The organism is Citrobacter meridianamericanus (assembly GCF_041320245.1).
GTDB lineage: Bacteria > Pseudomonadota > Gammaproteobacteria > Enterobacterales > Enterobacteriaceae > Citrobacter > Citrobacter meridianamericanus.
In genome coordinates, this window is the sequence record NZ_CP101036.1 from 3,638,507 (window position 1) to 3,650,711 (window position 12,205).

10 protein-coding genes are annotated in these 12,205 nt (G+C 50.2%); 3 read left to right on the plus strand and 7 right to left on the minus strand.

Features of this window, described 5'->3' with window-relative positions; translation table 11 throughout:
* Positions 1 to 203 precede the first annotated feature (203 nt).
* Complete coding sequence (locus NMD08_RS17925; RefSeq protein ID WP_210904845.1) at positions 204 to 1,487, plus strand: putative acyl-CoA thioester hydrolase; 1,284 nt, start codon at positions 204 to 206, stop codon at positions 1,485 to 1,487.
* A 53-nt stretch (positions 1,488 to 1,540) separates the two neighbouring features.
* Here NMD08_RS17925 and NMD08_RS17930 read toward each other — a convergent pair whose 3' ends face one another.
* The 3 genes from NMD08_RS17930 to NMD08_RS17940 form a co-directional block, all read right to left on the minus strand.
* A complete protein-coding gene (locus NMD08_RS17930; protein ID WP_370618709.1) occupies positions 1,541 to 3,802 on the minus strand; it encodes a hydratase in 2,262 nt (753 codons plus the stop codon).
* A 63-nt stretch (positions 3,803 to 3,865) separates the two neighbouring features.
* Positions 3,866 to 5,299 carry an anion permease gene (locus NMD08_RS17935; protein WP_151219581.1) on the minus strand — a complete coding sequence of 478 codons (1,434 nt, stop codon included), beginning with the start codon at positions 5,297 to 5,299 and terminating at the stop codon, positions 3,866 to 3,868.
* Between the two features lie 82 nt (positions 5,300 to 5,381).
* On the minus strand, positions 5,382 to 6,434 hold the full coding sequence (locus NMD08_RS17940; RefSeq protein WP_370618711.1) for a 4-oxalomesaconate tautomerase: 1,053 nt from the start codon (positions 6,432 to 6,434) through the stop codon (positions 5,382 to 5,384).
* A gap of 178 nt (positions 6,435 to 6,612) precedes the next feature.
* On the opposite strand from NMD08_RS17940, the gene NMD08_RS17945 reads away from it, so the two are divergent.
* On the plus strand, positions 6,613 to 7,563 hold the full coding sequence (locus NMD08_RS17945) for a LysR family transcriptional regulator (protein ID WP_187260168.1): 951 nt from the start codon (positions 6,613 to 6,615) through the stop codon (positions 7,561 to 7,563).
* Between the two features lie 53 nt (positions 7,564 to 7,616).
* Here NMD08_RS17945 and pgl read toward each other — a convergent pair whose 3' ends face one another.
* A complete protein-coding gene (gene pgl, locus NMD08_RS17950) occupies positions 7,617 to 8,612 on the minus strand; it encodes a 6-phosphogluconolactonase (protein ID WP_187252774.1) in 996 nt (331 codons plus the stop codon).
* Positions 8,613 to 8,777: 165 nt separating this feature from the next.
* On the opposite strand from pgl, the gene NMD08_RS17955 reads away from it, so the two are divergent.
* A complete protein-coding gene (locus NMD08_RS17955; RefSeq protein WP_187259457.1) occupies positions 8,778 to 9,596 on the plus strand; it encodes a pyridoxal phosphatase in 819 nt (272 codons plus the stop codon).
* On the opposite strand, the gene modC is transcribed toward NMD08_RS17955, so the two are convergent.
* The 3 genes from modC to modA are packed head-to-tail and all read right to left on the minus strand — an operon-like array spanning position 9,597 to position 12,120.
* Positions 9,597 to 10,655 (minus strand): molybdenum ABC transporter ATP-binding protein ModC, encoded by a 1,059-nt coding sequence (gene modC, locus NMD08_RS17960; protein ID WP_151219577.1) that lies wholly within the window; start codon positions 10,653 to 10,655, stop codon positions 9,597 to 9,599.
* A gap of 2 nt (positions 10,656 to 10,657) precedes the next feature.
* Positions 10,658 to 11,347 carry a molybdate ABC transporter permease subunit gene (gene modB, locus NMD08_RS17965; RefSeq protein WP_003023032.1) on the minus strand — a complete coding sequence of 230 codons (690 nt, stop codon included), beginning with the start codon at positions 11,345 to 11,347 and terminating at the stop codon, positions 10,658 to 10,660.
* On the minus strand, positions 11,347 to 12,120 hold the full coding sequence (gene modA, locus NMD08_RS17970) for a molybdate ABC transporter substrate-binding protein (protein ID WP_370618714.1): 774 nt from the start codon (positions 12,118 to 12,120) through the stop codon (positions 11,347 to 11,349). The genes modB and modA overlap by 1 nt, the downstream gene beginning before the upstream one ends.
* Between the last annotated feature and the right edge of the window lie 85 nt (positions 12,121 to 12,205).

The following is a 12,205-nucleotide window of genomic DNA, read 5'->3' on the forward strand; positions in this document are numbered from 1 at the left end:
GGTTGTATAGACATTTATTGAGATCCTGCGGATGTTGTCAACCTGAAGGGCGATAAATGTTATTTAATTGTGACTTCAGAACGCTCCACATCCGCTATTGCTGCTATAAAAAACAACTTTTTACCTTTTCGCCTTTCCGTTTCGCTCAACTTAGTATAAAAAAGCAGGCTTCAATGGATAACTTTCAAAGCCCGGAGCAACCTGTGAATATTTCATCAGTTTCCCGTCTGGCGCTGGCAATGGCTTTTGGCGTGACGCTGACCGCCTGTAGCTCTACACCGCCCGATCAAATTCCTTCCGATCAGAGCGCGCCAGGTACCTCCTCGCGCCCGATTCTGTCGGCCAATGAAGCGAAAAATTTCGTCGCTGCACACTATTTTTCCGCGCTGACGCCAAATACTCAGCCGTGGAGCCCTTCTGCTATTTCTCTGCCTGCGCAACCTGACTTTGTTGTCGGCCCGGCAGGGACTCAGGGCGTCACCCATACCAGCATTCAGGCGGCAGTGGATGCGGCAATCATCAAACGTACTAACAAACGTCAGTACATCGCGATTTTGCCAGGTGAATATCAGGGTACGGTTTATATCCCGGCTGCAACGGGTAGCCTGACGCTGTACGGCATGGGCGAAAAACCACTGGATGTGAAAATTGGCCTGGCCATTGACGGTGACATGAGTCCTGCAGACTGGCGCCATGCGGTGAACCCGGGCGGTAAATATATGCCAGGCAAACCGGCGTGGTATATGTTTGATAATTGCCAGAACAAACGCGGCGCGAATATTGGCGTGATGTGTTCTGCTGTCGTCTGGTCGCAGAATAACGGCCTGCAATTGCAGAATCTGACCATCGAAAACAATCTGGGTGACAGCGTTGATGCGGGTAACCACCCGGCCGTTGCGTTGCGTACCGATGGCGATAAAGTGCAGATCAACAAGGTCAACATTCTTGGCCGCCAGAATACGTTTTTCGTGACCAACAGCGGTGTACAAAACCGTCTGGAAAACGATCGTCAACCACGTACGCTGGTAACCAACAGCTACATTGAAGGTGATGTGGATATTGTTTCCGGTCGCGGCGCAGTGGTGTTCGAGAACACCGATTTCCGCGTAGTGAACTCCCGCACACAGAAGGAAGCCTATGTGTTTGCACCGGCTACTCTGTCAAACATCTATTACGGTTTCCTGGCGATTAATAGCCGCTTCACGGCAAGTGGCGATGGCGTGGCACAGTTAGGCCGTTCGCTGGATGTCGATTCGAACACTAATGGTCAGGTCGTTATCCGCGACAGCGTGATCAACGAAGGTTTCAACATGGCCAAACCATGGGGTGACAGTGTTATCGCGAAGCGTCCATTTGCTGGTAATACCGGTGCGGAAAATGACAAAGGTGAAATCCAGCGCAACCTGAACGACACCAACTTCAACCGCATGTGGGAATACAACAACCGCGGCATCGGTAGCAAAGTGGTTGCCGAGCCGAAACAGTAATGCCTGAATAAAAAAAGGTCGCCATATTGACGCTGGCGACCTTTTTTATGGTGTTACACCAAACGCGATTTATTAAAGTTAATCAAACTCCCCGCTTTAATAATTTCACGCTCCTCGGCGGTCAGGCTTTCCATATACAAGCTGATTTCACTCACTGCGCCATCATCATGAAGAACGTACGCTTTTATCTCGCGGCTGCACGCATCCAGCGCACGGCGAATACCAGGAATATAGATATAGTCCCCGACCTCAAAAGAGGGTTTCTCTGCCATTTGTAGCGGTAACATACCCCAGTTGATCACATTGGAACGGTAACGTTTGGTGGCATATTCCTGGGCGATATTTGCCAATCCACCGATCACTCGCTGACAGCTTGCCGCCTGCTCGCGTGCAGAACCATCTCCAGGCTTGACGGCATAAATCATGCTGCCAATCTCAGTCTCCAATGGTTGCGTATTTTCCTGACCAGTAATCTGCTGGATGCGTGCGAAAACGGACGCCAGTTCGCTAACGTCACCCGCCTGACGTTGTTTTTCCCGTTCAGCGACCGCCTTGCTTCTGCCAACATAGCCGGGATCGCGTCGGGAAAGTGTAAATTCAGCCAATCCCAAAGGATTGGAACGATACGAAGAGGTTTCTCCGGACGGAATAAGCTCATCCGTCGTTGTCACATCATCAAGGATTTTTGAGGCCACTTTCAGCAGAATATTTTCCGTTAATGCGCCCAGCTCCGGCCAGTCTTTAATATTCGGGCCATAAATGAGCGGCTGCTGCGTGGCCCCTTTGACAAAGCCCTGGTATACGCGGCTCTTATAAGGCGCAGGGTTAAACGCATAGTCTGGCAACGCATCCCAGCAGTCCAGCTCTGTTGCAGCAGTGAGGTATCCCCCGTTGGCGGCCGTTGCCGCTATCGAACGTGCATCCATCAGCGCAACGGCGGACATTTGCCCGTTGCCCGGCTTCGAACCTTCGCGGTTGGGGAAGTTACGCGTGGTATGGCGGATACTAAGACCGTTGTTGATTGGCGTATCGCCCGCACCAAAGCATGGGCCACAGAACGCGGTTCTGATGACGGCTCCCGCCCCCAGCAAATCCGCAACGACGCCTTTCTGCGCTAAATCCATAAACACTGGTTGTGAAGAGGGATAGATTGCCAGCGAGAAAGCATCATTGCCACAGGATTGACCACGTAATGCCTGTGCCGCAGCAATCACATTTTCATAGTTGCCTCCCGAGCATCCGGCAATGATCCCTTGCTGCACTTTTAAGCGTCCATTCTCCACTTTATCCAGTAACGCCAGGCTGGCTTTACCTTGCGCGATTCGCGCAGATTCAACTTCAATCTCCCGGAGAATATCCGTCAGATTTTCATTGAGTGTAGCAATCTCATAGACATTACTTGGATGAAATGGCAGCGCAATCATCGGCTTAATCGCACTCAGATCGACATAAATGCACCCATCGTACCAGGCCATCGGCTGCGGGTTGAGCGGGCGATAATCCTGTTCGCGACCGTGTAATGCCAGCCAACTGCGAGTGTCATCATCCGTTTGCCAGACGGAGCTTAGGCAGGTAGTTTCGGTGGTCATCACATCAACGCTGTTGCGAAAATCCGTTGAAAGATGCCGAATGCCAGGGCCGACAAACTCCATGACCTTATTTTTGACGTAGCCATTTTTAAATACCGCGCCAATGATAGCTAAGGCCACATCCTGGGGACCTACGCCCGCTACAGGCTTGCCGGTCAGATAAACGGCCACAACGCCAGGATAATCAATATCCCAGGTATCGTTTAACAGCTGTTTAACCAGCTCACCGCCCCCTTCCCCCACCGCCATCGAACCTAATGCGCCGTAACGCGTATGGCTGTCTGAACCGAGGATCATTTTGCCGCCACCAGCCATCATTTCGCGCATGTACTGATGGATGACAGCAATATGTGGCGGCACAAAGATTCCGCCGTATCGTTGTGCCGCCGACAGGCCAAACATATGATCGTCACCGTTAATGGTTCCCCCTACCGCGCATAATGAGTTATGGCAGTTGGTCAGAACGTACGGTAATGGAAAGCGCTCCATCCCTGATGCTTTAGCGGTCTGAATAATCCCGACAAAGGTAATATCGTGTGAAGCTAATGAATCAAACTTAATTTTAAGCTTATTCATGTCACCGGACGTATTATGCGCTGAGAGAATCGACCACGCGATAGTTCCTTTTTTCGCCTCTTCTTTACAGATAGACTCAGACACCTCATCCTCAGCGATAATTTCATTATTACCGGAGAGATAAATCCCTTTCTCATATAATTTAATCATTAGATACTCCACATTGCTGTATTCTCACCTGAGCACAGACAACCAATGAACGATGTGATTTAGTTAGAGCATGTTCCAGCCAATCAACATATTCCACCACCAAAGACCCAGCGTAATATGGACGAGGAACGTCAAAAACGTCAGCATTGCGCCAACCAACCACCACGATTTGATGTCGTTATACCCGACGCCAAAAATAACCGGTCCCGCAGCACCGCCATAATGGGTAACCATACCGCCGTAAGAGTTAGAAAAGAGCAATGCCAATGCAGTTAACATCAGTGGAGCCCCGGATACATTCGCCAACATGGCAAATACCGGCATCATGGCCACAATATAGGCGCTACCAGAGGCAAAGAAATAACGAACAATAATGCTCAAAAAAAGAATCACAAAGAACGCAATATTCCCGTGGTTACCAAAGTCGAGGTTATTTTTGAAAAGTTCAGCTAACCAGTCAAAAAACTTCACTTTTGATAACAGAGAACTCAAACCGATTATACCGCCATACCAGATTAAGGTATTCCAACCGCCCTTATTTTTAACCACATCATCCCAGGTAACTACGCCAAATAAGAGCATTGTCCCCATGACGACAATCGCTACCGTAGATTCATCAACACCGAGAGTTTTACTAAAGATCCATCCTAATAACGCGAGGACAAAAATGCCCAGCAGCATTTTTTCGCGCCCTTTCATTGGCCCTAAATCCTCAAGCCCGGCCTTAGCAATAGTTTTGTTATCTACCTTTTTAATTTCAGGTGGATACATAAAATAAATAACTAATGGCGTCAATAACAGCATGATTAATCCAGGCAGCGCAGCCGCGAGCGCCCATCCCCCCCAGCTCAGCTGCAAGTGACAGATATCGTTGATCATCTTTAATGCCAGAATGTTTCCGGCCATCGCAGTAAAAAACATATAGCTGGTTGTTTTAGTGACCATATACACCGTCATCATCAGGTAATGACCGACGCGACGTGGGCTCTTGTCCGGCTCAGAGCCTAACGCCACCGCAACACTATTGATGATGGGTAATACAATGCCACCCGCGCGCGCCGTATTTGACGGTGTTGCCGGGGCTAATACCAGGTCAAGGAACACAGTCACGTATCCCAGGCCAAGCGTGGTGTTACCTATTTTACCGATCAGAATATAGGCAATGCGCTTACCCAGCCCCGTCGTCACAAAAGCAGCGCTTAAAGTAAACGCAGAGAAAACCAGCCATGTCGTACCGGAAGCATAGCCACTCAGCACGCTGCTGGTTTTAAGTACGCCGCCGCCTAAATTTCCGACAACCACCATTGAGGCGGCAACGGCAATCAATAATACCACCGGTTCAGGAAACGGTTTGATCACCAGCCCGACAATCGCAGCAAGATAAATACCAAAAAGCACCCATGCCAGTTCACTTAATCCCGCAGGGGCAGGAATGAAACCGATAATACAGGGGATAGCTAATATTAATATTAGCTTCCATAATGATTTAACGTTCATTTTTGAGTCCTGGATAATCTGTATATTAAGTACAGAATTCTTTTCTATTTTCCGTAATCACAGCAAAATGAGGTCAATGCTGTCAGGGAAGGTAAACGTCACCAGCGAATATTTTCCTGGCGGTACGAATAACCGAAGCTCTGAGGGTTGCAGGTTCATCCCCTTCATTAGTTAAATGAATATCAAGGGCCCCACCAGGATGTTCTATAGTGATATTCCCGTCATGCGTGCCTGGTGTTACCTGAAGCGTAACAGTACCGTTAATGACACAACTGCTGGCGATCGCTATCGCCCCGGTAATTGCCAGTGCTTTATGGCAAGAGTGCGGCATAAAATAACGAACATTAATTGCGCCACCGTGCTGGGGTGCCGAGATGAGAATAGGTTTAGGGATAACCTTATTACTGACATTTCCCAGGCCCATAGCTTCACCGGCCTGTAAACGAATAGACTCGATGCGCGCCAATAATTCGCGGTCTGCATCTAAATCTTGCGCGGATTCATAACCCGTTTTCCCCAGGTATTCAGCAGGAATAATCACCACTGGTGTCGCCATATCCATACAGGTCACGGGAACCGAGTCGATATAATCAATCTGCTGACCTGTCGGGAAGATTTGCCCAGTTTTAGAACCTGCGGCATTGAGGAACGTCAGCGCAATCGGGGCAGATGTGCCCGGGACACCGTCAATTTTTGATGTTCCTTCATACTCCACAACACCGTTCGGCGTCTGTATATCAGCTTCGATAAACGTGTTGGTGTTTACATTGCGAATACGAACGCGCGTTGTCGGCATTGCGGCATTAATTAGTCCCTTTTCAATAGCAAACGCGCCAACGGCGGAAAGCATATTACCGCAGTTCGGCGTGGTATCGACCCGTTGCTCATGCACCAATACCTGCGCAAATAAATAATCGATATCAGCTTTCGGGTCATTTGAACGACTAATAATCGCGACTTTGCTGGTTAACGGATTGCCACCGCCAATACCGTCTATTTCCAGCGCATTGCCAGAACCCATAATTTTAATCAATACTTCATCACGCAGCTTTTCTTCTTGCGGTAGATCTTGTGCTAATAAAAATGCGCCCCTGGAGGTTCCTCCGCGCATCATAACGCAAGGTATTTTTTTCATGATTATGCTCTCAATATTATTTCCACTGAGTACATGGTTGCATGTCATGAATAGGGTGGCTAATGACTTTGTTTACGAGATTAATGATTTATTTTTATTAATTGAAATTTAAGAATTGCAGATACACTGGACGCTTTCATCATAGGCAGGGGCTTCCCCGATTTAGTCCGGAGTCAGAATGAAACACGAATTATCAAGCATGAAGGCGTTTGTCACGCTGGCAGAGTCCGATTCTTTTAACAATGCCGCCAAGTTACTTAATATTACGCAACCTGCATTAACACGCAGGATTAAAAAGATGGAAGAGTATTTACACACTCAACTCTTTGAAAGAACAACTCGCAAAGTTACATTAACAAAAGCGGGGGAAAGATTATTACCTGAAGCCAGAGAATTAATTAGAGCCTTAGATGAAACCATTTTTAGCATTAGTGAAATGAATGCTCACCATCATGGCATAGTGACATTGTCTTGTATTCCTACCGCCGTGTTCTATTTCTTACCATTGGCAATCGGGAAATTTAATGAGCTGTATCCCAATATCAAAGTGCGAATTATTGAACAAGGTACGAATAATTGTATGGAATCCGTACTTTGCAACGAGGCTGATTTTGGGATAAACATGAACAACATCACAAATTCCTCTATCGAGTTCACTCCACTGGTTAATGAACCGTTTGTTCTGGCCTGTCGGCGCGATCATCCACTCGCCAATAAACAGTTGGTGGAGTGGCAGGAATTGCTGAATTACAAATTGATAGGCGTTCGCTCCTCAAGCGGTAACCGATTATTGATTGAACAATATTTAACTGATAAACCGTGGAAGTTGAACTGGTTTTACGAGGTCCGCCATCTGTCCACCTCGCTGGGCCTGGTTGAGGCGGGATTGGGCGTTTCCGCGTTACCAGGACTTGCCATGCCGCAAACGCCGCATCCAACGCTGATAGGGATCCCCCTGGTTGAGCCTGTCATTAGACGTACGCTGGGGATTATTCGCCGTAAGGACGCTATTCTCTCCCCTCCCGCTGAGCGATTTTTCTCCCTTCTGCTGAATTTATGGTCAGATGACAAAGATAGCCTTTGGACATCCGTTGCTGAATGTCAGGAAAATCTACCGCTCATTAAATAAAAAAAATCCGCAACCTTTACCAGATTGCGGATCGTTTGTAACGCCAGCGCGTTTTAGTACGCGTTAATCACCACCCACATTGGACCTTGCCCTACCGCGTAACGACCTTTCTCTGTCAACAGTCCTTGTTCACCTGCAATCTCATACACCGCGATATGGTGCGATTTTTGCCCGGCAGCAATCAGGTATTTTCCGCTGTGATCGATATTAAAACCACGCGGCTGAGTTTCGGTAGGCTGGAAACCCTCTTTCGTCAGCACGCTACCGTCTTCTGACACGCTAAAGATCGTAATCAGGCTGGCAGTGCGATCGCAAGCGTACAGATGACGACCATTTGGTGTAATGTGAATATCTGCCGCCCAACGGGTGTCTGAGAAATCAGCAGGCATCATATCCAGCGTCTGCACGCACTCAATCTTGCCGTACGGATCTTTCAGCTCCCAGACATCAACAGAGCTGTTCAGCTCGTTCACACAGTAGGCATATTGCTTATTCGGATGGAACGCCATATGACGCGGGCCCGCGCCTTCCACGGTAGTCACTTCAGCCGGTTCCTGCGCGACCAGATGGCCATCATCGCTGACGTCAAACAGGCAAATACGATCCTGTTTCAACGCCGGAACCCATAGGGTACGGTTATCCGGTGAGATGTTGGCCGAGTGGCAACCGTCCAGACCTTCAACCACATCAACCAGCTCTACCGGCAGTCCATCCTCAAGGCGGGTAACACTTACGCTGCCCGCGTTATAAGAGCCAACAAACACGAAACGCCCCTGATGATCGGTAGAAATATGGGTCGGGCTACCCGGCAGCGCAGACTCTGCCGCGAAGGTTAGCGCACCGTCATCAGGCGCAATACGATAAGCCAGCACGCGAAACTCCGGGCGCACGCCAACATAGAGATAGCGCTTATCCGGGCTGACGACCATCGGTTGTACCTGACCCGGCACATCAACCACCTGCGTCAGCGTCAACGCCCCCTCGTGATTCAGGCTCCAGACATGAATTTGCTGACTTTCAGGGCTGGCGGTATAAACGGTTTGCTTCATGAATACTCCTTTGCTTTTTGGCAGGTGGCAGCAATTGCCTGACACACGCCTAAGGTAGACGCTTTTAACGGTGAATGCTTAATTAAGGCTCAGAATTTTGTCCGGCTCCCGTCTCGGTGTACCATTCCAGCAGACAAAATTCTCAACCTTAATCTGGAAAAACCTATGACCGCACGCGTGATTGCCCTGGATTTAGACGGTACGTTGCTGACCCCGAAAAAAACCTTGCTGCCATCCTCTCTCGAAGCGCTCTCGCGCGCCAGAGAAGCAGGCTACCAACTTATCATTGTCACAGGTCGCCATCACGTTGCTATTCATCCTTTTTATCAGGCACTGGAGCTGGATACACCTGCAATTTGCTGCAACGGCACCTACTTGTATGATTATCAAGCAAAAAAGGTACTGGAATCCGATCCCCTCCCGGTAGACCAGGCATTACAGCTGATCGACATGCTGGATGAGCATCAGATCCACGGGCTGATGTATGTGGATGAAGCCATGCTGTATGAGCGCCCAACCGGGCATGTGGTGCGTACCGCTAACTGGGCGCAAACCCTGCCGCCGGAGCAGCGCCCAACCTTCACCCAGGTGCCTTCGCTGGCGAAGGCTGCGCATGACGTCAACGCCGTCTGGAAATTTGCCCTGACCGACGAAGATATTCCGAAACTGCAACAGTTTGGTAAGCATGTTGAACAACAGCTGGGACTGGAGTGTGAATGGTCCTGGCACGATCAGGTCGACATTGCCCGTAAAGGCAACAGCAAAGGACGGCGCCTGACCCAGTGGATTGAAGCCCAGGGGGGGTCAATGGAAAACGTCATTGCCTTTGGCGATAACTTTAACGATATCAGCATGCTGGAAGCCGCAGGCACTGGCGTGGCTATGGGTAATGCGGACGACGCGGTCAAAGCCCGCGCCAATATCGTGATTGGTGATAACACCACCGACAGCATCGCGAAATTTATCTATTCCCACCTGCTGTAATCAGGCAGTAATCGACACGCTCTTAATTTGGGCATACAGCCACTGGCCGGGTTTGATCCCCAGTTCATCCCTGGCCCATGGGCTGATCCTCGCCCACAGCGTTTTACCACCCACTTCAAGCTGAACCTCCACCTGACCATTATCGTCATAGCACTGCGCGACCTTCGCCCGCAGCACGTTACGAATACTGGTCTGCTGCGGCGGTTGTAGCACCAGCGAAACATCAGAGGCCTGAATACGAATACGCAGCGCGGTTTGCAGTGGTTGATCCAGTTTATTGACCCACAAATGCTGATCGCCAAGCGCCAGCGCGGTCATCGCGTAGTGTGGATGATGTTCCAGTACGCTGACTTTCAGAATGCTGCTTTGCTGCTCCTTCGGCAGCCACGGGTGCATCACGCTGCTGCCCCAGACATCTTCCAGCGAACCGAACGCTTTGACCTGCCCGCTTTCAAGCACCATTACTTTGTCGGCCAGGTGCAAAATTTCATCCAGCGAGTGGCTGACGTACAGCATCGGAATATTAATTTCGCGTGCCAGACGTTGCAGGTAAGGCAGCAGTTCACGCTTACGCGGAATATCCAACGAGGCGAGCGGCTCATCAAGCAGCAATAACTCAGGTGCGGTCAGCAGCGCCCGACCGATGGCGACACGCTGCTTTTCACCACCGGAAAGCCCGCCGGGCAGACGATCAAGCAGCGGTTCAATGCCCAACAACGCCACCAGCTTATCAAACTGTCCGGCCATGCTTTTCGCCATGCCGTAGCGCAGATTGCCGCGCACCTTATAATGCGGGAACAGACGCGCATCCTGAAAAACATAACCCACCCGGCGTTTTTCAGGCGTTAAGCAGATACCCTTCTCAACGTCGTTTAATACCCGATCGTTGAGCACGATGCGTCCGGACTGCGGCTGTGTCAGACCGCTGATGGCGTTAATCAGTGAGGTTTTCCCCGCGCCTGAAACGCCAAAAATCGCGGTGATCCCACTGGCGGGCAGCGTTTCGTTGAGCGTCAGACAGTGCGTCCCCAGCGTCTGGGTGAAATTAAGTTCCAACATGATTATCGCCCCGTCCGCTCACGGCTAATACGCGCCAGCCATTCAGAAATCAGCAGCGAAATCAGCGCTAATACAATGGATATGATACATAATCTTGCCGCCGCGCTTTCGCCGCCCGGAGTCTGGATCAGGGTATACATCGCCGAAGGGATAGTGCGGGTTTCGCCAGGTATATTGGAAACAAAGGTAATTGTTGCACCGAACTCGCCAAGCGAGCGGGCGAACGCCAACACCGTACCAACAATAATGCCGGGTAGCATCAGCGGTAGCGTTATAGTCATAAAGACGCGCCAGCGTCCGGCGCCCAGCGTACGAGCGGCCTGCTCCAGCTTGACGTCGACACCTTCCAGCGCCAGACGAATAGCCCGCACCATGAGCGGGAAGGACATCACCGCAGCGGCCAGCACGGCACCACGCCAGCTAAAGGCAAAGGTGATGCCAAACCAGTCATACAGCCATTCGCCGATGAATCCACGCCGTCCCATAGAGACCAACAGCAGATACCCCACCACCACAGGCGGCAGTACCAGCGGTAAATGCAGCACGCTGTCGAGCAGCGCTTTGCCCGGGAATTTGCATCGCACCAGTAACCAGGCAAAGAAGATCCCAAATGGCAGACTAAACAACACGGCCAGGGAAGAAACTTTCAGGCTCAATATAACGGCCTGCCATTCAGGATCGGTCAGTATCATTACTTGGTCGTAAATCCATAACGTTTAAAGATTTCAGCAGCCTGCGGTCCTTTCAGGTAATCATAGAACGCGCTAACCGTTGCGTTTTTGTGCCCATCAACAATCGCGATAGGGTATTCCACTTTTTTGTGCGAATCTTCCGGGAAAGTCGCAACTACTTTTACGCCCTTGCTGGCGACGGCATCGGAACCATAGACAATCCCCAGCGGCGCTTCGTTACGTTCAACCAGCGCCAACGCACCCCGTACGTCTTCAGCAGGCGCCAGTTTTGGGGAAAGGGTATCCCATGCACCCAGTTTTTGCAGCGCTTCTTTGGCATAAATGCCTGCTGGAACATGTTCTGGATCGCCAACGGCCAGACGTCCACCGTTCAACAAACTGGTCCAGTTGGTTTTGCTGTCGATGGCAAACGCTTTCTGCTCACTCGCTTTCGGTGCCACAACCACCAGGCTGTTACCCAACAACGTTGCACGCGTTGCGCTATCAATCGACTTTTTGTCCACCGCATAGTCCATCCACTTCTGATCGGCAGAAATAAATAGATCGGCTGGTGCACCGGCTTCAATCTGGCGCGCCAGTGTGGAAGAAGAAGCAAAAGAGGAGACGACGTCAACGTTCTTCTCTTTTTTGTATTGCGTTGCAATATCCTGCATCGCGTTGGTCAATGATGCCGCTGCGAAAACGGTAATTTTTCCTTCATCCGCCAGCACATGCCCGGCAACGGTAAGAGAAAGTGTTGCCCCTGCAAACAAGGGTAACCATGTACGTGCCATCTGTAACTCCTTTGCGTTTCGTTATGTAGTCGCAAATATAACGAGTAAAACAGGATTTTCCCAGAGGTTATTGATACCAATTAGA